The sequence below is a fragment of the Cryobacterium lyxosi genome (assembly GCF_004403345.1).
Taxonomy (GTDB): domain Bacteria; phylum Actinomycetota; class Actinomycetes; order Actinomycetales; family Microbacteriaceae; genus Cryobacterium; species Cryobacterium lyxosi.
Map to the genome: position 1 here is coordinate 89,795 of NZ_SOGT01000015.1, position 24,250 is coordinate 114,044.

Below are 24,250 nucleotides of genomic sequence, written 5' to 3' on the forward strand. Positions count from 1 at the left end.
TGGAATTCGCCATCATGAAAGGAAAACGCATGTTCACAGCAAAAAAAGGCCGACTCGCGCTCATCAGTGTGGTCGCGGTTGGGGCCGCAGTAGCCCTCGCAGGGTGCGCGTCCGGTGATCCCTTGGGCAGTGGAAGTGGTGCCACAAGCGCTGCCGACACGCTCGTTGTGGGTTCCCAGGACTACTACTCCAACGAGATCATCGCCGAGATCTACTCGCAGGCATTAGAGGCCAACGGTTTCACCGTCGACCGCACGTTCCGGATAGGCCAGCGTGAGGTGTACCTACCCGAGCTGGAAGCAGGCGGCGTCGATGTGTTCCCCGAATACACCGGTAGCCTGCTGCAGGCACTCGAACCGAACGCTGTCGGTGGCACGAGCGACGCGATCTACACCGAGCTCCAAGCGGCGCTTCCCTCCACCCTGCGCGTGCTGGACAAAGCGGCGGCTTCAGACCAGAATTCCTGGACCGTAACCCAAGCCTTCGCGGATAAATACAACCTAACGGACATTGCGTCACTGAAGAATGTCACCGAACCGCTCATGGTTGGTGGCACCTCTGTGCTGGAGACACGTCCGTATGGGCCGGCCGCCCTCAAGGCGAAGTACGGCATCGAAACCGCCGGTTTCACCCCGATTGAGGATGGTGGTGGCCCGCTGACCGTTAAGGCTCTTGTTGACAACGCTATTCAGTTGACCAACATTTATACGGCAAGCCCCAACATCAAGTCAGACAAGCTCGTGGCGCTGAGCGACCCAGATAATCTCTTCTTCGCGGACAACGTCGTGCCTTTGGTTTCCGAAAAGGTCACCGACAAGGCCGCGTCGGTACTGAACAAGATCAGTGCTGCCCTCAGCACTGAGGACCTGGTGAGCCTCAACTCCGAGAGCGTCAATGACCAGAAGTCCGCTGAGGCCATCGCGGCGGCCTGGCTCGAAAAAGCAAACCTCTTCTAGCAGTATCGTTTCCCCCAAAACCCTCACAACGACCCCGTCTTGGGCGGTGTGAGGGTTTTGTGCGTCTATGCCCGCAACAGCACGATGGCTGGAGCGAGGGCGAGCGCGATCGCGGTCACGAAGACGGCCATGGTGGCGAGGCGGGACAGGGGAAGAGCCTGGTTTATGAGCCGGTACACCCGCGGAGCGACGAGCGCGCGCTCCGGCGACGAGATCCACGGCTCGTCCGACTCGCCATCCGACGTCGTGGCGAGGACCTCCGGTTGTTGCCCCAGCCCCACGAGCGCGATAGCGGTAGCAAGTGTTCGGTCGTCCACGTCGCGGCGTGCGCGATCGTCCGCGATCATTTCAACCAAGAGCGCCACGGCATTTTCGGCGCGATTGGCGATGGGAAACCAGGGTAGGGCGCTGTGCCAACTCTTGAAGGCCAGTAACACCAGGTGATGCTGCTGAACCAGATGGGCTCGTTCGTGGGCGATCACCGCACGCACCTGGTCGGCGTCGAGCAAGCGGAGCAATCCTTTAGATAGCACCGTCGCGGAATGACCAGCACCGGGAAGGCAATAGGCGACCGGGGCAGGATGGTCGATGACGCGCATTCCCGGTTGGCCGTTCAGAGGATCGCTGAGCAGAGCGATGAGAGTGTAGTGGCGGCGTCGCTGTCGCTCGGCGCGCACGAACGTGGCGAACAGATTCAACAGCAGGTGAGTGCTGAGCAAAATAGCTGCCCCGAGCGCGAGCACGTGGGTGAAACGCGTATCGGCAGGAAGAGTGCCGGACCGTAGGCTGTAGCCGAGGGCGATGACGCTCTGTGGCAGAGCGTTACCGAACGGAACAAGACCGTAGAGCAGCAGTGAGCCGATCATCGACATGCCACCGGACAGGGCGATGGCCTGCCAGAGCACGAGGGCGACGCCCGGGGAGCGCGCGGGCCAATCCGAGCGGGCCAGCACCAACGGAAAAGGCCAAGCGAGAGTCACGGCAATGACGCCAAGCAGGGCGGCGCTAATGATCACGGGTATCGCAGTTAAGGTCTGGCAGAGTTAGACGTTGTCGGTCGTCGCAACGCCGAGGAGCTGGCGCAGTGTGTCTGCCTCCTGAGGTGTGACGCCTCCAATGAACCGCACGAGGGCCGCTTGGCGGTCAGGCACCTGCCCGAGCACCTCATGCATGAGCCCGGCCGTGTGGGTCGCACGGGTCATAACAGCGGTGTAAGCGTGTGGGCGCACACTGCGATCGCGGGTGACGAACCCCTTTGTCTCAAGTCGAGACAACACCGTCAGAACGGTTGTGGTCGCCAGTGGCTTCGTGGGCCCGGTCGCAAGACTCGGGCTCATCAAAGAGTCCTTGAGATCGTTGGCGGTCAACGGTGTGGGGGAGTCCCACAGGACATCCATCAGAAGCCGCTCAAGCACGCCCAAATTTGCCATACATAGCATCTTACGCTATCGAACTGTAATTTCTACGTGTCGTAGAAAATCACTGTCGTACTCAGGTTTCTACACAGCGTAGAAGGGTAATCTTCTACACAGCGTAGAAAAGTGCGCGGGTAACAATAATGCTGGAGGGCATATGAACGAGTGGTTGGACCCTTTACTCCTCTCACGGTGGCAGTTCGGTCTCACGACCATGTATCACTTCATTTTCGTACCACTCACGATCGGTATGGCGCTCACGGTCGCGATCTTCCAGTCCGCGTGGGTGCGCACGGATAAAGCTAAGTACCTGCAGCTCACGCACTTCTTCGGCAAGATCTTTCTGATCAACGTCGCCATGGGCGTGGTGACCGGAATCGTTCAGGAATTCCAGTTCGGTATGAACTGGTCGGACTACTCGCGTTTCGTCGGTGACGTCTTCGGTGCTCCGCTCGCCTTCGAGGGCATCGTCGCGTTCTTTCTCGAGGCGACGTTCATCGGATTGTGGATCTTCGGCTGGGACAAACTGCCCAAAAAGATTCACCTGGGCACGATCTGGATGACCGTGGTCGGCTCGATCGCCTCGGCCTATTTCATTCTTGCCGCGAACGCGTTCATGCAAAACCCGATCGCGTACACGATCAACGAGGAGAAGGGGCGCGCCGAACTCACGAGCATCTGGGAACTGCTCACGAACCCCATTGCCATCGCCGCGTTCCCGCACACGATTTTCGCCTGCTTCATGGTGTCTGCCGGACTCATCATCTCGGTAGCCGCCTGGCACCTCTATCGCAACCAGCACCTCGACACGATGCGTCCAGCACTCAAGTTCGGTCTCTGGATGATGGTCATCGCCGGAGTGCTCACTACGCTCGCCGGTGACCAGCTCGGTCTGGCCATGGTCGAGGCCCAGCCGATGAAGATGGCGGCGGCCGAGGCGCTTTATCACACCGCGACCGGTGCCAACGCAAGCTTCTCAGTGTTCACGCTGGGCACTCCGGACGGCGTACAAGAGCTGTTCTCCGTGCGCGTTCCGTACCTGCTCTCCTTCCTGTCGACCCATACTTTTGACGGCACGGTCGAGGGCATCAACAACTTGCAGGCCCAGTACGTCACCCTCTACGGTCCTGGCGACTACACCCCGATGATCTGGATCACTTACTGGGCATTCCGCTGGATGATCGGACTCGGCCTGGCGCACATGCTCGTCGCCGTCGTCGGCCTGTGGCTGACCCGTGGGGGGCGCAGCCCGAAGCGCACCTGGGTGTGGAAGGTCGCTATCTTGAGCTTTCCGATGTCGCTGCTGGCGATGAGCGTCGGTTGGGTTTTCACGGAGATGGGTCGTCAGCCCTGGCTCGTGTTCGGACTCATGCGCACCGCGGACGGTATCTCGCCCGGCGTGACCGGTGTGGAGATTTTGATCTCGTTGATCGTCTTCACCCTGCTCTACGGAATCCTCGCCGTGGTCGAGTTCAAGCTCATCCTGAAGGCCGTCCAGAAGGGCCCGGACGATGCGCCGGTTCAAGACGTCGAATCCGGCGCCCACCAGCACGCTGTCACGGTCTACTAGAACGGGGTTACGGAAAATACACAATGGATCTCACAATTCTTTGGTTTTGGATCATCGCTTTCATGTTCATCGGGTACTTCGTACTCGATGGCTTCGACTTCGGGGTCGGTATGTCCCTGCCCTTCCTCGGGAAAGACGACACCGATCGCCGCGTTCTCATCAACACCATCGGTCCGGTCTGGGACCTCAACGAAACCTGGGTCATTGTGGCCGGGGCGTCGCTCTTTGCGGCGTTCCCGGAGTGGTACGCAACAATGTTCAGCGGCTTCTACCTGCCCCTGCTGCTCATTCTGGTGGCCCTGATCCTGCGTGGTGTGTCATTCGAATATCGGCACCAGCGCCCGGAATCATCGTGGAAGAAATGGTTCGACGGCCTGATCATCGTCGGTTCGGCCGTTCCGGCGTTTCTCTGGGGTGTGGTCTTTGCCAACATCGTGCGCGGCGTGAAGCTCAATGCCAACCACGACTACATCGGTACCCTCTTCGACCTGCTCAACCCATATGCCCTGCTCGGCGGCATCACGACGCTGCTCTTGTTCTTCGTGCACGGAGTGGTGTTCGTGACGCTCAAAACCGAGGGAGACATTCGACTGCGGGCCCGCAAACTGGCGACGAAAGCTGGAATCGTGACGATCCTCGCCGCGGCCACCTTCTTAGCCTGGACGACGCTCGCCTACGGCACCGTGGCATCCGCTCTGCTGGCAGCCCTGGCCGCTGCCCTGCTGATCGCATCGTTCCTGGCCAACCTGCGCGGCGCCGAACGGCTCGCGTTCGCCCTGATGGCCGGCACGATCGGTCTTGTCGTGCTGACCCTGTTCTCGTCATTGTTTCCCGAGGTCATGCCGGCCAGCAACAACCCGGCCAACAGCCTGACGATCGCGAACGCCTCCTCGTCGACGTACACTCTCGGTGTGATCAGCTGGACCGCCCTGATCGGTATGCCCGTCATTTTGCTCTATCAGGGCTGGACCTACTGGGTGTTCCGTAAGCGCATCGGCCGGGCGCACATTGACCTCGCCGTACACTAAAACAGTGCGTCCCCTGGATCCTCGTCTTCTTCGCTACGCCCACGCAGCCCGTCGGTTTCTTCTGGTCGGCGCGCTGCTGGGCCTGGCGCAAACGCTCGTCGTCGTCGCGTTCGCGTGGCTGCTGACCCGAGCGATCACGTTCACCGTCGCGGGGGAACCCCTCCGTACTATCGCGCCGACCCTCGCCGCCCTCGCCGGAGTCGTCGTGCTGCGCTCGGTGCTCATCTGGCTGCTCGAAGTCGCGGCCAACCGTGGCGCCGCTCAGGTCAAGAGCCAACTGCGCGCCAAAGTCCTTGCCCAGCTCGCCGAGCGCGGCCCCGACTGGGTCGCATCCCGGCAGAGCGCGCGACTCTCGACGGTCGTGACGACCGGACTGGACGCGCTCGACAACTATTTCGCCCGGTACCTGCCCCAACTGTTGCTGACCATGATCGCCACCCCCATCCTGATCATTGTCATCCTCTCGCAAGACCTCATCAGCGGGCTCATCGTCATTGTCGTGATTCCGCTGATTCCGCTTTTCATGATTCTCATCGGCCGGGTCACCCAGTCGGTGCAGCAGGAGCAGTGGCAGGCCTTGCAGCGTTTGTCGACCGGGTTTCTCGACGTGGTCGGGGGCCTGGGGACCCTGAAGATTTACGGCCGCGAACGACGCCAGTTCGATCGAATCAGGTCGATCACCGAGGAATACCGCACCCGCACCATGAAGGTGCTGCGCGTGTCGTTCCTCAGCGGTTTCGTGCTCGAACTCGCCGCTAGCCTCTCAGTCGCGATCATCGCCGTGTCGATCGGCCTACGGCTCATCGACGGTGCCCTGCTGCTCGGCGTCGGCCTGTTCGTTCTGCTGCTCGCCCCAGAGGTTTTTCTGCCGGTGCGCCAGGTCGGAGCGCAATTCCATGCCGCATCCGACGGGCTCGCCGCCGCCGAAGAATTGTTCGCCATTCTCGACGACGAGACGACGCCGGAAATCTCGCGAGCGGATGCCGTCGCCCACACGGTGCAACTCGGTTCGGGCGCCCTGGTGCTCAACGGAGTCTCCGTTCGGCGTGGCGACACCCTCGTGATCGATCACCTGCACGCGGAATTTGCCCCCGGACAGCTCAGCGTGCTGCGCGGAGTGAGCGGAGTCGGCAAATCGACCCTCGTCGCAGCCCTGCTCGGTTTCGTCCCTTTTACCGGTAACCTCACCCTCGATGGTGTGACAGTTTCGGCCGGCTCGACGCGCGGCTGGCTGGCCTGGGCCGGCCAACGCCCGGGTCTGTTCCGGGGGACGGTGGCCGAAAATGTGGCGCTCGGGGCAGTATCCGCTGATCCCACCGGTTCCGACCAGAGCCTGGTCGTGCAGTCACTGTGCTGGGCCGGCGCCGCGGAGGTGTCACCGGCTACGGTCCTCGGGGTCAACGGTGAGGGTCTCTCGGGCGGTCAGGCCCAACGTGTCGCCGCAGCGCGAGCCATCTACCGGGCCCTCGCGACCGATTGCCACGTGCTGATCCTGGACGAACCGAGTTCGGCGCTCGATTCCGACGCCGAGGCCGGTCTGCTCGTCGGGCTCAGACACCTGGCCGATCAGGGGCGCGTTGTGATCGTCGTCAGCCACCGCGCGGCTGTTGCTGCTGCCGCCGACAACGTGATCGAACTGCAGGAGCTGACTCATGTCTGAGGCCACGCTCCACCCGCATACCCGCGACGTGTTGCGCCTCGCCCAGCCTCGCCCACGCTGGTTCGTTCCCGGTCTGCTGGCCGGCATCGGCAGCGCCGTCATGGCGGTGGCGCTTTTGGCCTGCTCGGCCTGGCTGATCACCGTCGCGGCCGAAATGCCGTCCCTCGCGGTTCTGGGTTTGGCCGTCGTCGGGGTTCGCACCTTCGCCATTTTTCGCTCCGTGTTTCGCTATCTGGAACGGGTGTCCAGCCACGATGCCGCCTTCCGGCAGCTCGCCGAGCTGCGCCTCGGCATGTTTCGACGCATCGTGCCCATCGCCCCGGCCGGGCTCGCCAGCGCTGGGCGTGGTGATCTGCTCACCCGCCTCGTGCGGGATGTCGACGATCTTCAGGACCTGCCGTTACGGGTCGTGCAACCGCTACTGGTGGCGGGAATAACCGCCCTGCTCAGTGTGGTCGGTATCTGGCTGATCGTTCCGGCTGCCGGACTCACGCTGCTGGTCTGCCTGCTGCTGGCCGGAATACTCGGAACCCTCTTCTCCGGCACACTTTCCGCACGTGCCGATCGTGAACTCGCGCCCCTGCGCGGGGCCCTCGCCGACGAGGTGCTTGAGATCGTCGAAAACCTCGACGTCCTCACCGCCTTCGACGCTCTCAACCCGCGCCTCGAACAGCTTGAGCGTACCGACGCGCGCCTCCGACAGGCCACCCTGCGCCGATCGGTCGGGATCGGCGTTCAGTCGGCGGTTGTAGCGCTGTTTGCCGGCGCGGCAACGCTCGGGGCGCTCTACTTTGGTGTCCCCGCCCTCGACAGCGGTGGTGGCCTGCTCAGCCCCGTGCTGCTCGGCCCGACCGTCATCGTGGCCGTGCTTGTACCGATGGCCGTGTTCGAGGTATTCGGCATGATTCCCCTCGCAGGCTCGGCCTGGCGGCAGGTGCGGGTGAGTGCCACCCGGGTCGCTGACATCGTTCCGGCGGCGGTACCGGGGGAGATTCCCGTCGATGTGGTCGACCCGTTGACGCTTTTTGCCCCCGATCGGGCCAGGGGCCCGGTCGTTCTGGAACTGACCGACCTCGGTGCGCGCTGGCCAGGGCAGCACGAACCCGGCGTGGCCGGCATCACCCTACGGTTGGCGCCGGGCGATCGCGTGCACCTGGCCGGGCCGAGCGGCGCCGGCAAGACCACCCTCGCCCAAACCCTCGTGCGCTTTCTCGACTACACCGGTTCGTATCGATTGAACGGGGTTGAGGCGCGGCTGCTCGCCCAGTCCGAGGTGAGACGCGTGGTCGGACTGTGCGAGCAGCGCCCGTGGTTATTTGACGACAGCATCCGCCAGAATTTGCTGTTCGCCCGGGATACCGCGACCGATGCCGAGCTCGAGGCCGTGCTGGCGCGCGTCGGACTAGCCGAGTGGTCCCGCGCACGCGGCGGCCTTGACGCCCGGGTGGGCGAGCGCGGTGCGCTGGTCTCCGGCGGTCAGGCGCAGCGCATCGCCCTGGCCCGGGCCCTGCTCGCCGATTTTCCGGTGCTGATCGTCGACGAGCCCACCGCTAATGTCGACAGTGCGGGGGCGGATGCCCTCGTGCGCGACATCCTGACGGCCGCGGCTGATGCGCACCGCGCAGTGCTGCTCATCTCGCATACCCCGGTGCCCGACGAGCTCGTGACCGCGAGGGTAACGCTGCCGGCCCGTGCCGGAGGGCACACCGTAATCAGTCCATGTGGCGCAGTTCGCGGCGGTGCAGCCACTTCTTGATGAGGAAGACCGCGAGCGTGAACAGGGCGATCACGCCGACGAAGAGGTAGCCGGCGAAGTGCAGGCGCCCACTCAGCTCGCGGTAGCCGTCCGCCGCAGCCGATCCGACGCTCACGTAGGCGAGGGACCAGATGATGCAGGCGGGTACGGTCCAGGCCATGAAGGTGCCGTACCGCATACGGCTCATTCCTACGGTGAGCGGGATCAGCGAGTGCAATACCGGCAGAAAGCGGGAAATGAAAACGGCCAACCCTCCGCGCCGGTCGAGGTAGGTCTCAGCGCGAGCCCAGTTGTGCTCGCCGATGCGCCGGCCCAGCCTGCTGCTCCTGATGAATGGGCCGAAGTGGTGCCCGAGGGCAAAACCGATACTCTCTCCGGCCAGGGCTCCCACGATCACGGCCAGAACCAGGGTGACGAATTCCACCGGGCTGGCTACCGCAGTGCTGGCAACGATCACAATAGTGTCGCCGGGTGCGACCAGCCCCACCAGCACCGAGGTCTCCAACAGCATGCCCACACCGGCCAGAAGCGTTCGAATGACCGGGTCGACGCCGGAGACGGTGTCGAGAATCCACGTGAGGATGTCATTCATTGTGCCCAGCCTACGTGCCGCGCGCGATTCAACAAGGTCGTCCCGGCCCACACCGCGTCGAAAAGCTAGGCTGTTGTGGTGACCGGCACCGTGCAGAGCAAGCTCCTGGCCGGTTGGTTCGACCCTGCCGCGGTTTTTACGGCGCTTTATGCCTCCGACCGGTATTCTTTCTGGCTCGATGCCGGACCGGGCGCGCGCACCGGCGTCAGCTACCTCGGGGCCGCGTCGCCCCGGTCCCGTTTCGTCACGGCCTCGGTGATAGAGGGAACGGTCACCAGCACATACGTTCATCCGCAGGATTCCCTGCCTCCGGTGAGCACACACGAGACCGTCTTCGAGTTTCTGCGTCGCGACCTCACCGGCGATAGCCCCCCTGCAGGCCCTGCCTCGCGTCAGGATGGGTTTGAGCTTGGTTGGGTCGGCTGGCTCGGCTACGAACTGGGCGCGAACACCGTTGGTACGCCCACGCACGAGTCACGGTACCCCGATGCCGCACTGCTTGAAATAGACCGCATGATCCGGTTCGACCACGGTGACCGTACGGTGACGCTCGTGGCACGAGCGAGTGCCGGCGAGACAGGAGCGTCCGTCGCCGACTGGTTCGACCAGATCATCGCGGCGCTACCGGCGACCCAGACGGTGAACCGCGGCACACCCGCGCCGACCCGCGCTCCCTCGCCGCGGGCATCCGCTGCCCCAAAGTGGCGTCACAGCCCCACCGACTATGACGCCCTGATCGAGACCTGCCTGGCTTTCATCGGCAACGGCGACGCGTACCAACTGTGCCTGACCAATGAGATTTGGGTGCCGGGCGAGTGGCACCCGGTCGAAACCTACGGCCGGCTGCGAGCTGGCAGCCCCAGCCACCACGGCGGTTTGCTGCGCTTTGGTGACGTGGCGCTGCTGAGCGCGAGCCCAGAGCAGTTTCTGCACGTGAGCCGGGATCGACGCATCCGGACCAAACCGATCAAAGGCACCCGGCCACGCTCGACCGAGGCGGCCGAAGATGAACGGCTGAAAGTGGAACTTGCCCGCAGCGACAAAGAACGCGCCGAAAACCTGATGATCGTCGATCTCATGCGCAACGACCTCGGACGAATCGCCGAGCTCGGCACCGTAGCAGTCTCCAGCCTGCTGGCGGTGGAGAGCTACCCGCACGTGCACCAGCTGGTCAGCACCATTGAGGCGCTTCTGTCACCGGGTATTACGGTGGTCGACGCCATCGAGTCGTGTTTTCCGGCCGGTTCCATGACGGGTGCCCCGAAGCAGAGCGCGATGACCATTCTCGACGCGCTCGAACGGGGGCCACGGGGCGTCTATTCCGGGGCATTCGGCTATATCGGGCACGGCGGCGTGGCCGACCTGGCCATCGTCATCCGCAGCATCGTGCTCGATTTCGAGGGAGCCAGTATCGGAACGGGTGGTGGAATCACCGCCCTCTCGATCGCCGCCGAAGAGATCGAAGAGACCCGGATCAAGGCGGCCGCACTGCTGGCGAGCCTCGGCATCGCCGCGCCCTAGTAATCTAGACCCTGCACACGTGCGCTTCATCGCGCGTGCGCCCGAGCGAATGCTCCCGCATCGATCATGTACAACCCCTGCAATGAATGAGAGTCACGTGGCACACGAGCATGACAGCGTACGCATTGACGCGCGCGACGAGAGCGACGAAGAAGTCTACGACTTCGCGGCGATCCAGGCGAAGTGGCAACCCATCTGGGAGGAACTCGCCCCGTTCAAGACGAGCGCCGAGGGCGATACCCGCCCGCGCAAGTACGTGCTCGATATGTTCCCCTACCCCTCAGGCGACCTGCACATGGGTCACGCCGAGGTGTATGCGCTCGGCGATGTCGTCGCCCGCTACTGGCGCCACCAGGGTTTCAACGTGCTGCACCCAATCGGCTGGGACTCCTTCGGACTGCCGGCCGAGAACGCCGCCATCAAACGCGGCATCGACCCGCGCGGCTGGACCTACGACAACATCGCCCAGCAGAAGAAGAGCATGAAGCTCTACGCGACCAGCTTTGACTGGGACCGCGAACTGCACACGAGCGATCCCGAATATTACAAGTGGACCCAGTGGCTGTTCCTGCAGCTGCACAAGAAGGGGCTCGCCTACCGTAAGGACAGCTGGGTCAACTGGGACCCGATCGACCAGACCGTGCTTGCCAACGAACAGGTACTGGCCGACGGCACGAGCGACCGCAGCGGCGCCGTCGTCGTGAAGAAGAAGCTCACCCAGTGGTACTTCAGGATCACTGACTACGCCGACCGCCTGCTGGATGATTTGAACCAGCTCGAGGGCACCTGGCCGGCCAAGGTGCTCAACATGCAGCGCAACTGGATCGGACGCTCCATCGGAGCGGATGTCGACTTCGCTATTGAGGGCCGCACGGAGCGCGTCACCGTGTTCACGACCCGCCCCGACACGCTTTTCGGCGCCACCTTCATGGTCGTGGCGCCAGATTCTGACTTCGCCGCCGAACTCGTCGCCGAGGCCACGCTTGACGTGCAGGAGGCGTTCCAGGACTACCTCCTACAGGTGCAGCGCAGCACGGAGATCGAGCGTCAGGCCACCGATCGTCCCAAAACCGGCGTGTTCCTCGGTCGCTACGCGATCAACCCGGTCAACGGCGAACGTCTGCCCGTCTGGGCTGCCGACTATGTGCTCGCTGACTACGGCACCGGCGCGATCATGGCCGTGCCGGCCCACGACCAGCGCGACCTCGACTTCGCCCGCGCCTTCAACCTACCCGTGCGGGTCGTCGTCGACACCAACTCTCCGGCCACCGGCATGATCCCGGTGATCACCCAGGGCATGCTCGACGGCACCGAAGAGCTGCCAGAGCTCGACCCGCTCAGCACCGGCATCGCGCTGGCAGGCGAGGGCCGCCTGATCAATTCGGGCCCCCTCAACGGCCTGAGCAAGATCACCGCCATCAAGCGCATCATCGAGCAACTGACCAACGACGGGCTCGGCCGCTCCGCGAAGAACTATCGCCTGCGCGACTGGCTCGTCTCACGCCAGCGTTACTGGGGCGCTCCAATCCCCATCATCCACGGCGCCGACGGCGCCGAGATTCCGGTGCCTGAAGATCAGCTGCCGGTGTTGCTGCCGCCGGCAGAGGGGCTCGATCTGAAGCCGAGGGGAACTTCGCCCCTGGGCGGAGCGACCGACTGGGTCAATGTGCCGAACCCGATCGACGGCACCCCGGCGACACGCGACGCCGACACCCTGGACACCTTCGTCGACAGCTCCTGGTACTTTCTGCGGTTTTTAAACCCGAGTGATGACACCAAAGCCTTCGACCCGAAGGAGGCCGAGAAATGGGCACCCGTCGATCAGTACGTCGGCGGTGTCGAGCACGCCATCCTGCACCTGCTCTATGCGCGCTTCATCACGAAGTTCCTGTTCGACGAAGGCTACGTGAGCTTCACCGAGCCCTTCACCGCGCTGCTCAATCAGGGCATGGTCATTCTCGACGGTGCCAAGATGAGCAAAAGCCGCGGCAACCTCGTCTACTTCACCGAGGAAGTCGAACGCCACGGTGTCGATGCCGTACGCCTCACAATGGCCTTCGCCGGCCCGCCCGAAGACGACATCGACTGGGCTGACGTGTCCCCGGTCGGCTCGGCCAAGTTTCTCGCCCGCGCCTGGCGCGTCGCGCGCGACGTAACCAGCGCGCCCGACGTGGAGTGGAAGACCGGTGACGTTACCCTGCGCCGCGTCACCCACCGCTTCCTCGCGGATGCGCCCGGTCTGGTGGAGTCGTTCAAGTTCAATGTCGTCGTGGCACGTTTGATGGAGCTCGTCAACGCCACCCGCAAGGTCATCGACACCGGTGCCGGTTCAGGGGATGCCGCAGTGCGTGAAGCCGCCGAGGCCACCGCCATGGCGCTGAACCTCTTCGCCCCCTACGCGGCTGAAGACATGTGGCAGCACCTCGGCTACGAGCCGTGCATCGCTCTCGTGCCGTGGCGCAAGGCCGAGCAGACCCTGCTCGTGCAGGAGTCCGTGACGGCGGTCGTGCAGGTCGACGGAAAGATGCGTACCCTGCTCGAAGTTTCGCCGAAAATCTCCAGCGAAGACCTCGAGAAAATGGCGCGAGACGCTGCTGCGGTCATCCGTTCAATCGGTGATCGCGAGATCATCAAGGTGATCGTGCGCGTGCCCAAGCTCGTCTCGTTCGTCACACGCCCGTAGCGCTGCACGAATGAGCAGTCCCGGTCGATCGCGCGCGATCGACCGGGGTCTTCTCCACAGGACTGCTCCTGCTGGAGGCATCCACAGATAGGGCAGTGTGCGGCTGGCGGATGCTGTGCCCGGCCTAGCGTGCGAGCATGCAGCCCGATCGTTCCCCGCTCGATCTCGACCGCCTTGCTCCGGCTTCTCGGGGTCGTCCCCGACTGCGGGTCGGCGTCGGAGCGGCCGTCGTGTTGCTGCTGCTCGCCCTCGTTGTCGCCGTCATCGTGTCCGCCGTCGGCCAGCAGGCCGGGCAGCGCACGGTCGGGTCCGAAGCGTCGATCGCCTCGGGCAGCAGCGCGACATCAGAACCGTTCGACGCAAGGGCGGGTGCGGGCGCCGCGCCCGGCCAGGCGATTGCGGCCGCCGCCGATGTCACCATCTTTGTGCACGTTCTCGGAGCTATCGCACGGCCCGGGCTGTTTCAACTATCTGACGGCGATCGGGTCATGGACGCGATTGCTGCTGCCGGTGGTTTGACGGCGGAGGCCGATCCTGCGGGCGTGAATCTGGCGCGCCTCCTCAGTGATGGCGAGCAGTTCTATGTACCCCGGCAGGGCGAAGTGCCTCCGGACCTCCCCGCGGCGGTCGGCGGCACTGGGGTCGGCGGCACTGGGGTCGGCAGCACTGGGGGAGCTAACGCGAAAGCGCCCAAGGTCAACCTCAATACGGCCACCGTAGCCGACCTGGACTCCCTGCCTCGGATCGGCCCGACCATGGCCCAGCGCATCCTGGACTATCGCACGAAGAACGGCCGGTTTACGAGCATCGACGGGCTGCGCGACGTCGCCGGCATCGGCGATAAAACCTTCGAGGCGCTCAAAGACTTCATCACGGTATGAGCCTCGATCTGCGGCTTGTGTTGCCGGCACTGGCCGTGTGGCTGACCGCCGGCCTGCTGATCGGCGCGCCCACCGTGGCCGGCGCGGTCGCTGTGACGCTGTGGATAGTAGCCGGTGGCTGTATCGGCGTACTGATGATCAGCCGAATGGCGCGGCGCATCGAGTGGCCGACAGCGCCGAGATCCAGGCGCTGGCAGACAGCGTGCGCCAGCGTGCTGCTCTGCTGCGCCGGCGCGGCGCTCGTAGCCACCGCCGTCGCCGCCTGGGCGCCGGTTCGGCTGCCGCCCGAGGTGCGCGACGCCGCCGGGTCGCACGCGCCGGTCACCGCGACACTCACTATCTGGTCGGTTCCGGTTGCGGCCAAAGCCTTCATCGGCAGCGGAACCTCGGGACGGGTACGGTACAAGGCCACCCTGACCCAGATCGACAGCCGCGGCACGACCGCGCACGTGTCGAGCCCGGTCGTGGTGTTCGGCGAAGCAGCCAGGGGCGGAACCGAACCAGAAATCGGGTCAATCCTCCAAGTGCGCGGCACGCTGCGCATGACTGAGCCCGGTGATGCCGCGGTCGCCCTGTTATTCGCTACCGAAACGGCGTATGGTGTTGCGGCGCCCCCGTGGTGGTTGCAGTGGGCCAACGAACTGCGAGCCAAGTTTGCTACGGCCGCGACGAGCCTCGCTGGCGACGGGGGTGACCTGCTGCCCGGACTGGCCATCGGTGACACGAGCGCAGTCAGCCCCACGCTTGATGCAGCGATGAAGACCAGCTCTCTGAGCCACCTGACCGCGGTATCCGGCGCCAATTGTGCGATCGTCATCGCCTCGATCATGCTGCTCGGCGGCTATCTCCGGCTGCGCCGCTCCTGGCGCATCGTGCTCTCGCTACTGACGTTGCTCGGCTTCACCATTTTGGTCACACCGGAGCCGAGTGTGCTGCGCTCGGCAGTCATGGCCACGGTGACCCTCGCCTCGATCGGGGCCGGACGACCGGGCCGGGGCGTGCCAACCCTTTTGTTCGTTGTGATCGGCCTGCTGGTGAGCGATCCGTGGCTGGCGCGCAACTATGGGTTTGCGCTCTCGGTGCTCGCGACCGCCGGACTACTCGTGATCGCCGGTCCGCTATGCCGGGTACTCAGCCAGTGGATGCCATCCGCCCTCGCCGCCCTCATCGCCATTCCACTCGCGGCCCAGCTGGCCTGCCAGCCGGTACTGATTCTGCTGAGTCCAAGCCTGCCGCTCTATGGGGTTCCGGCAAATATTCTGGCTGGCCCGGCCGCGCCCGTGGCGACAGTGATCGGGCTCATCGCCTGCCTGGCCTTGCCGGTGCTGCCCGGGGTGGCGTCCGGGCTGCTCGCCCTGGCCTGGATTCCTTCGGCGTGGATCGCCGCCGTCGCTCAGGCGGTTTCGACCCTGCCGGGTAACCGATTGCCCTGGCCGGGCGGCGCTTGGGGGGTGCTGCTGCTCGGCGTCGGGACCGTGCTCACCCTCGTCGTCGTGCTGCGCGGGCCGGGCGCCCGACCCGCGCGCTGGCCGGTGGCAGTGCTCGCCGTGCTCGTGGTCGGTCTGGGTGGCTACGCGGGGTCGTTGATCGGCACCGGAATCGGCCGAGCGGTGTCGTTTCCGGCGAACTGGCAGTTTCCGGCGAACTGGCAGATTGCGGCGTGTGACATCGGCCAGGGCGACGCCGTGGTCGTGCGCGACGGCGACGCTTACGGTCTCATTGACGTTGGGCCAGACCCCCAGCTGTTGAGCACCTGCCTCGCCACTCTGGGCATCACCCGCATCAACCTGCTCGTGCTCACCCACTACGACCTCGACCATATCGGCGGGGTCGACGCCGTCATCGGCCGGGTCGACACCGCCCTCGTCGGTGTGCCCGAGAATGCCCAGGATGAGAGCCTGCACGCGCGCCTCACCGCGGGCGGGGCTACCGTCCGGCAGGCCGCGCGCGGCGATTCCGGCACGCTCGGCGGCCTGCACTGGAACATCCTCTGGCCCATTCGTGGAGCGACGACCATGCAGGTTGGCAACCCGGGAAGTATCACGATCACGTTCGACGGGCGGGGCATCCGTTCCATCTTCCTCGGCGACCTGGGGCAAGAGGCACAGGACGCCCTCCGACGCGTGTCACCGCCGGGACGGGTCGACGTCGTCAAGGTGGCCCATCACGGTTCGGCCGACCAGAGCCCCGAGTTGTACGCGGAACTTCGTGCTCGCGTCGGACTGATCTCGGTCGGGGTGAAGAACACCTACGGTCACCCCACGAACAAACTGCTCACTATTCTCGCGTCGGTCGGCACACTGTCGGCGTGCACCGATCAGGAGGGGATGTCGGTCGTCGCGCCGGGAGCCGACGGCGCTCTCGTACTCTGGACGGAGAAGGTCGCCGCCCGAGGTCCGCCCGGGTCACCGACCGAGACACCGGCCGCGTTGAGGATGAGTTGAGGATGAGTTTTAGCGCGTTCCCTCGGTGCGGAAGTATCTGGGCCGACAATGCAGTCTGTGCGCTATGGCCGTTTTACTCCAGTACGCCGTCGCCGAGAATTGGTGTCCCGGCCTAGAGCAGTTGGAGGCGGCTAGGCATCGATCACCAAATCGGTGCGAGCGGTGGAGCAGCAGGGCAGAAACTTGCCTGCATCGATTTCCCGTGCCCGGATCCCGCCCTGGTGGTTCATCTCGACCTCCCCCGAAAGCTTGACGACCTTGCAGGAGCCGCACATGCCTTCTCTGCAGTTCGCGCCGATCCTTACGCCCGCACGTTGGGCAGCGCCGAGGATGTGTTCGGCGGGGTCGATGCGCACGTTGATGCCGGTGCGCATGAAGGAAAGGGTGAGGCTTCCCATTCCGACAGTGTCGAAGCTGGAGATATCGGTGTATGCGACCTCCTTCCCCCGGTCCGGACTGCCGTCAGGGGCTACGAGGGCCGCGTTCGGGTCGACGGTCTCCAACGGTAGCCCAATGGCCGGCAGGGTTCCCTCGCCGTCGTAGCCGGGTTCGTAGAGCCCGAAGGCTGTGGGCTGGCTTTCGTAATAGTCCTCGGCGGAATCAGCGATTTCCTCGGCGATTTCCTCCGCAATGTCGACTGCAAGAGCGACCTCCGCCTGATATTCAAGGATCGTCTGGCGGTCTCCCGAGAAGAATTCCATGTGTATGGAAGTGTCGTCGACACCGACCTTCTCGAGGAGCTCGGTCGCTGTGTTCAGGTAGCCTTCGGGGCCACAAGCATAAACCTGGCGGCCGTTGGCATCGGGGGCCACTTCGTCGAGCATGGCCGCCGTCAGCCTTCCGGTAAGCCCTTCCCACCCTTCCGGTTTGCTGCGGTCGCCCAGAGAGTAGAAGATCTTAATGCGCGAGTCCACGGAGGCGATGTAGGCCAACTCTTGGTCGAATGCGAAGTCTCCGGCCGCCGCTCCGTGGTAGAGCACCACGACGTCGGCCTGTCCGGGCAGGGAGTGGATGGTCCGCACCATCGACATGATCGGGGTGATGCCGGCGCCGGCGGCCAGCAAGAGGTATCGCGCCCTCCGGTCGGCGTCGGGCAGATGGAACGCCCCGACTGGTCCGAGCATCTCGAGGACGGTGCCCGGTTTGACGTTCGCGTGCACCCACGGCGACACCTGTCCCTTGGGGTCGCACTTGACTGTTATGTTGAACGTCCACGGCTTCGTGGGCGAACTGGACAGCGAGTAGCTGCGGTCCACCGCGTCCTGGTCCTCGCCGTTCACGGGAAAGGCGACATTCACGTACTGGCCCGGACGGAACGCCAAGGGCGCACCGTCGAAGCGGCGGAATACGAAGGTGATCATTCCGCCCCCCTCGGGAACGGTCTCGACACATTCGGCCATGAGTTCCTGCGGATTCCAGGGCCCCAATGCGCGGGCGGCGCCCGCGGGTCCGTCGGTGCTGCCCATCACCCTGTTCCACGGCATCTCAAGGCCGCGAATACGCTGTGGTTCCTGGGCCGCCGTGACGGTACCGAGTTCAATCATGCCAAGTGTTCCTGCACGCGCTGCACGTACCAATTGATGAACGCCTCGACCTGGTATTCGCTCTTCATGTACGGGCCAGGCTCGTAGGCGGGGCTGCCGGCGCCCTTTTGGCACAGCTCCACGAACGCCTTGTCCTGCAGATTGGTTTGCTTCCAGGTGTGAGTGAGCTTCTTCAGGTCGTAATCGACGCCTTCCACGGCGTCGTCAGCCACCAGCCAGGTGGTGCGTACCAGTGTCTGGTGCTCATTGACGGGGAAGACGGCGAACGTGATGACGTGGTCCCCAAGGAAATGGAACCAGCTGTTGGGCTGCAGGTGCATCGAGCAGCGGCCAAGGCGAAAGTCCCGCAAGTCGCCGAGCAGCTTCTTAGAGAGTCTGTGCCCGTCGGGCGAGAACGATTCGCCGTCACCGTCGAGCGCGTCTCGTGAGATGCGGATTCCCGCTACGCGGGTGTCGAGTTCCTCGACGACCTCATAGGGGAGGCCGTAGCGGCGGCAGCGGTCTTCGAGCGAGGACTGTGCTTGCTTGTTGCGGTCCCACACCTCCTCGAGATGGAGCGGGATCAGGCCCTCGGTCAAGCCCCAGGTGGGAAAGAGAGAGCAGGCGAGTTCCGGGTGGCCGTCGCAGTGATAGCACTCCCGGTTGTTCTCCATGACGAGCTTCCAGTTGCCGTCCTCGATGATGTTCTGCTGGTAGGCGATTTTCGTCTTCGATAGATCGTGGGGTGCGAGGTAGGGCTCGAAGATTTCTCCGGTCTCGTCAAAATCCGTCGGCGGTTCGTCCGCAATGCAGACGAAGATGAGTCCGGCGACCACTCGGTTGTGGGCGCGCTTGAGGCCGAAGCAGCCCTTGTCGAACTTCGTTTCCCCCGGTGCCGAGGCATGAACCAAATCGCCGCGGGGGGAGTAAGTCCATGAGTGGTAGCCGCATACCAGGTTGCCAGTGGTCCCCGCAGGTTCGGTCAGAACGCGGGCACCCCGATGGCGGCACACGTTGTGCAGAACGTTAACGCCGCCGTCGTCGTCGCGCAGCACGATCAAGGAAAAGGGGCCGTAGTCGACAGTGACGTAGTCGCCCGGCTCCGGGAGCTCGGCGATGCTGGCGGCGAAGATCCAGTGCTGGCCAAAAATGGCTTTCATATCGATGTCAAAAATCGTCGGATCCGTGTAAAAAGGGGCATCGAGGGAATATCCCACGCGCCGGAAATCGAATAACTCGGTGATTTCCGCCACCTGCTCGGCACGCAAGGATGAAGCGAGTTTTCCGCGTGATTTGAGGAGCGTGTGCACTGGTGCGGACATGGGTTTCCTCCCGAAAGGGCTGGATAAGTGTGCGATGAGTGGGACCACGGAGTTGGGAGGCAACCGGCGTTGTCGAAAACGGGTATTTCCGAGATTAGGGAGCATCGATCTGCAACAAAAGCGCAAGATTTAGCGAATAATAGTGCAGAATAAGTGCATGATCGATCCACGGCTTATCACGCTTCGGGTGTTTGCCCGGTGCGGCACCGTTGGGGCAACTGCGGAGCTCACGGGCTATTCTGCTTCCGCCGTCTCCGCGCAGTTGCGGGAGCTCCAGCGTGTGCTTGGAATGCAGCTGCTAACGAAGGACGGCCGGGGGGTACGCCTAACCGCCACGGGCCGCTATCTCGTGGCGGGCTCGGACGCGCTCATTGCGGAATGGGAGATGCTGCGCGCCGCGGCCATGGACGCCGGCGACCAAGTGCAGTCCCGTTTCGGGCTCGGTGGATTCTCCACGGCGGCTGCACAGTTGCTCGCGCCGCTGGCCGCCACCCTGCACTCGACGCGCCCCCTGCTGGAGGTGCAGGTGCTCGAGGCGAACCCGGCCCGTTGCTTTGATTTGTTGGTTGCGGAGCGAATCGACCTTGCGGTCATCGTCGCCATGCAGTCCGACACCTATGTTGAGGACGATCCGCGCTTCGAGCAGACCTTTTTACTCGACGATCCCCTGGATGTGATCATTCCGTCCGACCATCCGTTGGCATCGCGGAAAACGGTGACACTTGAAGAGCTGGCACCGGAACCCTGGATCACCGAGGCCGCCGGTTCTACCTACCATGCCCTATTCACCGCAGCGTTCACGGCAATCGGTGTGACACCGCGAATTGCCCATGAGGCCGTGGAATGGGAAACCCTAATCGCCTTCGTCGGTGCCGGGCTGGGCCTGGGGCTGCTGCCGCGACTGGCGCCCCTGCGCGGTGCCGAAAACGTGGTTCGACTGCGTATTTCCGGCAAGTGGAAGCCGGCACGCCGCATTGTCGCTGCGGTGCGCAAAGGCAGCATTGCGTCGCCCCTGATCCAGGAGTCGCTCGGCATCCTGCAGGTTAGCGCCAATCGGATCCTCACCACCCGACCCGAAGGCGATCTCTGAGACCGGATGGCCACGTTACGTTGCCGACCGGCCAGCAGGTCATGGTGGCGACACGTCCGCGCAGCCGGCCTTCTTCAGGGCGTGGGACGCCGCCGCAGTCAGCGGGGACCGAGGTCACTGTCAACATACGAGCTGGGGCGGTTCCGTTGTCGTGTTGGCAATTGCAGCCCCCATCCAGCTGCAGTCGAATAGTCACTGGATTTAAGCACTCCAACTGGATACCTACGAATGCTTTCCCTTCGCTGTTAACCCGTAGAGTCTGTTCCTGGTCGCGGGACTCGGACATGTAGATAACCTGTGCTCTGCGTTGGAGGTGGGTATGCCGAGGCGGCACGGGCCGAGATAAACCGCGTGCCGCCAAGGTGGGCTGGTACTTAAGGTGCGCAGCTATTTACTGTCCGGGGCTGAATGCCGGGGCTCGACGGTTGGGATGCTCCCCGTGGGAGTGCCTCCCCGACAGTCCACGTCGGAGCACTTTTCGGCGCAGTCGTGCTTTGTCACGAGGTCGAACTGCACGCCGCCGTGTTGTTCCATGCCAGTGCGCATGGCCCGCTCCACTACGGATGTGGCCAGACGACGCCGTAAGAAAAGGGGATCGCGACGCAGGTCCTTGGTGAGGGCAAAGCAGAGCAGCATCATGACGATGACGAACGGTAGCGCTGCCACGATGGTGATTCGTTGCAGACCAGCCAGGGCTTCCGATGGTTCATCGCCGCCGGCCAGCAACATGACCGCCGCCACGGCGCCGGTGAGGCAGCCCCAGAAGATGACCACTCCGCGGCGGGGGTGTTCGGCGCCATTGGAGCTGAGCGATCCCATCACGATTGAGGCAGCGTCGGCGCCAGTGATAAAGAAGATAGCGACCAGAACCATGGCCAGCACGATAACGGCAGTGGTAGCCCAGTCAGGCATGCTCAGGTTCTTGATCAGGTCAAAGAGTGCTCCGTCGAAGTTGACGGACGGTGTCCCGTCGACCATGGTGACCAAGCCGGGGGTGTTGGCCTTGTCGGCTTCCTGCTGGACTTGAAAAGCGGCGCCTCCGAAGACGGAAAACCAGATCACGCTGACGACGCTCGGCACGAGCAGCACACCGGTGACGAACTGGCGGATGGTGCGACCGCGGCTGATGCGAGCAATGAAGAGGCCTACGAACGGGGTCCATGAGATCCACCAGGCCCAGTAGAAGATAGTCCAGCTGCTCATCCAGCTACGCAGCGACTCATCGCCGACCGCTTCAGTCCGGGAGGACATCTCGGCCAGGTCGCGGGCATAGTCGCCGACCGCGGAGGGGATCAAGTTGACGATGAAAAGGGTGGGGCCGACGACGAAGACGATCAGTGCAAGTACGACGGCCAGGACCATGTTGATGTTGGAGAGCCACTGGATGCCGCGGCTGATGCCAGAGACCGCCGAAGCCACGAAGCATAGGGTCAGGACGGCGACGATCGCCACGAGCACGGGGGCACCGATTTCGCCGAACCAACCGTTGGAGGTCATGCCGCTGCCAATCTGCAGGGCGCCCAAGCCCAACGATGCAGCGGTACCAAACAAGGTGGCGAAAATAGCCAGAATGTTGATGAACTTCCCGATCGGCCCTTCGACCATCTTGATGCCGAAGAGCGACGTGAAGGCGACAGAGATCAGTTGCCTGCGACCCAAGCGGTAGGTCCCGTAAGCCATTGCGATGCCGACAACTGCATACATGGCCCAGGGGTGGAGGGTCCAGTGGAAGATCGAGGTGGCCATGGCCGTCTGGATGGCTTCGGGGGTCCGTCCGTCTACGGTGCCAGGCGGGGGGGAGATGTAGTGGTAGAGCGGTTCGGCCACGCCGTAGAACATCAGCCCGATGCCCATACCGGCGGCGAACATCATCGCGATCCAGGAGACAGTGCGAAATTCGGGTTTTTCGCCGTCTTTGCCCAGCGGGATGTTGCCGAACTTGCCCAGGGCCAGCCACAACACGAAGATCACGAAAAGCGATGCCAGGAGCATGAAGAGCCATCCGGTGTACTCCATGACCCAATTGAGGGCAACCGTAGAAGTGGCGGACAGACTGTCGCGTCCCACGAAGCCCCAGATAACAAAGGCAATGGCGATAACGCCTGTGATCCCAAACGTGATCTTGTCGAGACTGAGTTTATGGTTCCGGCGTTCTGCAACTGCTTGGTCGGTCTTGGCATGACGCAGCTCTTCGAGGATTTGCTCGTACTCGACGTCCGGCAAGGGGGGTGCACCTCCTTCCTCCAGATCGAGGACAGCGGGGTTTCTGTCTACGTCGCCGGGGACACTAATGACTGCTTTATTCTTCTTTCCACTTCTAGGTTCTTCGTTACGCGGAGCCGCTGCCACACCTTTGTCAGCAGGCACCTCCTCGGGTATATGGGATTTTAGGTCACTATTAAAAGCCATGAGTGGGTCCTTTGATAGGTGAGGCATGGGCCTGCGGTTAAACATGGCCCGCGGGAGTCAAACTGGGCGGAAGGTTGAGGACCTCACCCGATTTGATGATCATGATGCAGAGGTTAATGTGCAGGGGACTAAGTTCGCGCCACGTGGGTTAGGACGGGCTCGTTCCGCATGACTCAATGGAAATCGCAAATAAAACTGATATCCTGAATTGATGAGTAAAGATATATTAGCGATATCGTAGGGCAGGACCGGGTATGTGTCCAGAGATTTCTGAGCGGCCGTGAATCAGGCTGTGCGCTAGCCCTCCGTCGGCAGGCGGAGCTCGCCGCGGAAGGCCGAAGTGATGATCGTGGCCCAAGGTTTGCAAACACCACGCATCCACATGCAGGGACGCTCGCAGTCAACTACCACAATGGCCTGTAGTGGCCGCAGCGAACTGAACAGCGCATCAACGACCCGAACTCCGCTCCTTGACCTGGTCCTGCGAGCAAAGACATCGACGAGCGGGGCCAGCTTGCTCAATCCCGCGACGAGACCCTGAGCCGGCGACGACGTCGACGTCGAAAAAAACTCTATGATCTCAAAAGCCCACTACGAAAAGCCAACTCGTGCGCGTCTATCCCGACCGGCCGTCTAAAGGACAGTGCGGATGGTCTTCTCGAAATTGGTCACGTGTTCAAGGGCCAGCGCACCGGAAAGCTCGCAGTCGCCGTCGGCGATGGCCCGGAGCAGGTTGACATGCTCATTGATATGCCCGGCCACGGACGGGATCTTGTCGAGTGCCAAGCACCAAATACGTGTGGCCAGGTTGTCGTACCGGATCAGCACGTCTTTCAGATGGGGATTGGCGGCAGCTGCATAGATCTGCCGATGTACTCTGATGTCAAAGCGCATCAGTGCGTGCTGATCCGCGTTGTCCGGTTCTGAATCGGCAATGTCAGCGGCCAAATCCCGGAGTAGTTCCCGCATCGGCGCGGAGGCGTTCCGTGCCGCGCGTCGCGCAGCGAGGGGCTCCAGGAGTTGGCGTATCTCCGAGATGTCCGCCAACTCGGTGAAGTCGACGCGGGTCGCAAAAGTTCCCCGGCGCGGGTAAGAGACGACGAGATGGTCGCTCTCGAGACGTTTAAGTGCCTCACGTACCGGGGTGCGCCCAATTCCTAAACTCGCTGCCAAGGCTGAATCATTGATGGCGTCGCCCGGGGGTATCTCCAACATAATCAGCTGGTCGCGCAAACTGCGGTAAGCCTGCTCCGACAACGGCAGATCCGTTTCCGTTGTTGCACCCTCTGCTGCCATGCTCGTCATGTTTTCTCCTAGCGGTGCTCGCCCGTAGGAAGCCCTTGACGTCGTGCCGCCCGCATTCTAATATTACATCCAATCTGATATATCAATTGGCTAGC

18 protein-coding genes are annotated in these 24,250 nt (G+C 63.4%); 10 read left to right on the forward strand and 8 right to left on the reverse strand.

The window, feature by feature from the left end; genetic code table 11:
• The first annotated feature begins 29 nt into the window (after positions 1–29).
• Entirely contained in the window at positions 30–956 is a 927-nt protein-coding gene (locus tag E3T27_RS13940) for an ABC transporter substrate-binding protein (RefSeq protein ID WP_104196281.1), read from the forward strand.
• A 65-nt stretch (positions 957–1,021) separates the two neighbouring features.
• Here the strand turns inward: E3T27_RS13940 and E3T27_RS13945 are convergent, their stop codons facing one another.
• Both E3T27_RS13945 and E3T27_RS13950 read right to left on the reverse strand, forming a co-directional pair.
• Positions 1,022–1,972: a M56 family metallopeptidase gene (locus E3T27_RS13945; RefSeq protein ID WP_233200586.1), complete on the reverse strand. Its 951-nt coding sequence runs from the start codon at positions 1,970–1,972 to the stop codon at positions 1,022–1,024.
• A 27-nt stretch (positions 1,973–1,999) separates the two neighbouring features.
• Complete coding sequence (locus tag E3T27_RS13950) at positions 2,000–2,386, reverse strand: BlaI/MecI/CopY family transcriptional regulator (RefSeq protein WP_134573427.1); 387 nt, start codon at positions 2,384–2,386, stop codon at positions 2,000–2,002.
• A 142-nt stretch (positions 2,387–2,528) separates the two neighbouring features.
• Here E3T27_RS13950 and E3T27_RS13955 point away from each other — a divergent pair, with 142 nt between their 5' ends.
• From E3T27_RS13955 to cydC, 4 genes are read left to right on the forward strand one after another with little or no spacing between them, the layout of a single operon-like run.
• On the forward strand, positions 2,529–3,941 hold the full coding sequence (locus E3T27_RS13955; RefSeq protein ID WP_134573429.1) for a cytochrome ubiquinol oxidase subunit I: 1,413 nt from the start codon (positions 2,529–2,531) through the stop codon (positions 3,939–3,941).
• Positions 3,942–3,964: 23 nt separating this feature from the next.
• Positions 3,965–4,969: a cytochrome d ubiquinol oxidase subunit II gene (gene cydB / locus E3T27_RS13960; RefSeq protein WP_134573431.1), complete on the forward strand. Its 1,005-nt coding sequence runs from the start codon at positions 3,965–3,967 to the stop codon at positions 4,967–4,969.
• A gap of 4 nt (positions 4,970–4,973) precedes the next feature.
• Complete coding sequence (gene cydD, locus E3T27_RS13965; protein WP_134573433.1) at positions 4,974–6,629, forward strand: thiol reductant ABC exporter subunit CydD; 1,656 nt, start codon at positions 4,974–4,976, stop codon at positions 6,627–6,629.
• Positions 6,622–8,385, forward strand: a complete 1,764-nt coding sequence (gene cydC / locus E3T27_RS13970; protein ID WP_134573435.1) for a thiol reductant ABC exporter subunit CydC — start codon at positions 6,622–6,624, stop codon at positions 8,383–8,385. Before cydD ends, cydC begins: the two co-directional genes overlap by 8 nt.
• Here cydC and E3T27_RS13975 read toward each other — a convergent pair.
• Positions 8,342–8,977: a DedA family protein gene (locus tag E3T27_RS13975; protein ID WP_104196224.1), complete on the reverse strand. Its 636-nt coding sequence runs from the start codon at positions 8,975–8,977 to the stop codon at positions 8,342–8,344. The two genes, cydC and E3T27_RS13975, sit on opposite strands and share 44 nt — an antisense overlap.
• 78 nt (positions 8,978–9,055) lie before the next feature.
• Here E3T27_RS13975 and E3T27_RS13980 point away from each other — a divergent pair, with 78 nt between their 5' ends.
• From E3T27_RS13980 to E3T27_RS13995, 4 genes are all read left to right on the forward strand, one after another.
• Positions 9,056–10,498 (forward strand): anthranilate synthase component I family protein, encoded by a 1,443-nt coding sequence (locus tag E3T27_RS13980; RefSeq protein WP_134573437.1) that lies wholly within the window; start codon positions 9,056–9,058, stop codon positions 10,496–10,498.
• 82 nt (positions 10,499–10,580) lie between these two features.
• Positions 10,581–13,181: a leucine--tRNA ligase gene (leuS, locus tag E3T27_RS13985; RefSeq protein WP_134573439.1), complete on the forward strand. Its 2,601-nt coding sequence runs from the start codon at positions 10,581–10,583 to the stop codon at positions 13,179–13,181.
• A gap of 137 nt (positions 13,182–13,318) precedes the next feature.
• Positions 13,319–14,062 carry a helix-hairpin-helix domain-containing protein gene (locus E3T27_RS13990; protein WP_134573441.1) on the forward strand — a complete coding sequence of 248 codons (744 nt, stop codon included), beginning with the start codon at positions 13,319–13,321 and terminating at the stop codon, positions 14,060–14,062.
• Positions 14,059–16,506, forward strand: a complete 2,448-nt coding sequence (locus E3T27_RS13995; RefSeq protein WP_134573443.1) for a ComEC/Rec2 family competence protein — start codon at positions 14,059–14,061, stop codon at positions 16,504–16,506. Before E3T27_RS13990 ends, E3T27_RS13995 begins: the two co-directional genes overlap by 4 nt.
• Positions 16,507–16,637: 131 nt before the next feature.
• Here E3T27_RS13995 and E3T27_RS14000 read toward each other — a convergent pair whose 3' ends face one another.
• A complete protein-coding gene (locus tag E3T27_RS14000; protein WP_134573445.1) occupies positions 16,638–18,050 on the reverse strand; it encodes a ferredoxin reductase in 1,413 nt (470 codons plus the stop codon).
• Positions 18,047–19,351, reverse strand: coding sequence for an aromatic ring-hydroxylating oxygenase subunit alpha (locus E3T27_RS14005; RefSeq protein WP_104196366.1), 1,305 nt, complete (start codon positions 19,349–19,351; stop codon positions 18,047–18,049). The genes E3T27_RS14000 and E3T27_RS14005 overlap by 4 nt, the downstream gene beginning before the upstream one ends.
• Positions 19,352–19,508: 157 nt before the next feature.
• Between E3T27_RS14005 and E3T27_RS14010 the strand changes: the two genes are divergently transcribed.
• Positions 19,509–20,441 carry a LysR family transcriptional regulator gene (locus tag E3T27_RS14010; protein WP_104196365.1) on the forward strand — a complete coding sequence of 311 codons (933 nt, stop codon included), beginning with the start codon at positions 19,509–19,511 and terminating at the stop codon, positions 20,439–20,441.
• A 387-nt stretch (positions 20,442–20,828) separates the two neighbouring features.
• Here E3T27_RS14010 and E3T27_RS14015 read toward each other — a convergent pair whose 3' ends face one another.
• The 3 genes from E3T27_RS14015 to E3T27_RS14025 all read right to left on the reverse strand — a co-directional run bounded on the left by E3T27_RS14015 (position 20,829) and on the right by E3T27_RS14025 (position 24,155).
• Positions 20,829–22,850 (reverse strand): BCCT family transporter, encoded by a 2,022-nt coding sequence (locus E3T27_RS14015; RefSeq protein ID WP_369831128.1) that lies wholly within the window; start codon positions 22,848–22,850, stop codon positions 20,829–20,831.
• A gap of 297 nt (positions 22,851–23,147) precedes the next feature.
• Positions 23,148–23,429 carry a GTP cyclohydrolase I gene (locus E3T27_RS14020; protein ID WP_134573697.1) on the reverse strand — a complete coding sequence of 94 codons (282 nt, stop codon included), beginning with the start codon at positions 23,427–23,429 and terminating at the stop codon, positions 23,148–23,150.
• 54 nt (positions 23,430–23,483) lie between these two features.
• Positions 23,484–24,155, reverse strand: a complete 672-nt coding sequence (locus E3T27_RS14025) for a GntR family transcriptional regulator (protein WP_134573446.1) — start codon at positions 24,153–24,155, stop codon at positions 23,484–23,486.
• Positions 24,156–24,250 lie beyond the last annotated feature (95 nt).

Bases quoted from the DNA above. Each gene is read 5' to 3' on its own strand.
- E3T27_RS13940 (WP_104196281.1), top strand. From the start codon at position 30: ATGTTCACAGCAAAAAAAGGCCGACTCGCGCTCATCAGTGTGGTCGCG.
- E3T27_RS13975 (WP_104196224.1), bottom strand. From the start codon at position 8,977: ATGAATGACATCCTCACGTGGATTCTCGACACCGTCTCCGGCGTCGAC.
- E3T27_RS13950 (WP_134573427.1), bottom strand. From the start codon at position 2,386: ATGGCAAATTTGGGCGTGCTTGAGCGGCTTCTGATGGATGTCCTGTGG.
- cydB (WP_134573431.1), top strand. From the start codon at position 3,965: ATGGATCTCACAATTCTTTGGTTTTGGATCATCGCTTTCATGTTCATC.
- E3T27_RS13955 (WP_134573429.1), top strand. From the start codon at position 2,529: ATGAACGAGTGGTTGGACCCTTTACTCCTCTCACGGTGGCAGTTCGGT.
- cydC (WP_134573435.1), top strand. From the start codon at position 6,622: ATGTCTGAGGCCACGCTCCACCCGCATACCCGCGACGTGTTGCGCCTC.
- E3T27_RS14025 (WP_134573446.1), bottom strand. From the start codon at position 24,155: ATGACGAGCATGGCAGCAGAGGGTGCAACAACGGAAACGGATCTGCCG.
- leuS (WP_134573439.1), top strand. From the start codon at position 10,581: ATGAATGAGAGTCACGTGGCACACGAGCATGACAGCGTACGCATTGAC.
- E3T27_RS14005 (WP_104196366.1), bottom strand. From the start codon at position 19,351: ATGTCCGCACCAGTGCACACGCTCCTCAAATCACGCGGAAAACTCGCT.
- E3T27_RS13995 (WP_134573443.1), top strand. From the start codon at position 14,059: ATGAGCCTCGATCTGCGGCTTGTGTTGCCGGCACTGGCCGTGTGGCTG.
- E3T27_RS14015 (WP_369831128.1), bottom strand. From the start codon at position 22,850: ATGGCTTTTAATAGTGACCTAAAATCCCATATACCCGAGGAGGTGCCT.
- E3T27_RS14010 (WP_104196365.1), top strand. From the start codon at position 19,509: ATGATCGATCCACGGCTTATCACGCTTCGGGTGTTTGCCCGGTGCGGC.
- E3T27_RS13990 (WP_134573441.1), top strand. From the start codon at position 13,319: ATGCAGCCCGATCGTTCCCCGCTCGATCTCGACCGCCTTGCTCCGGCT.
- E3T27_RS14000 (WP_134573445.1), bottom strand. From the start codon at position 18,050: ATGATTGAACTCGGTACCGTCACGGCGGCCCAGGAACCACAGCGTATT.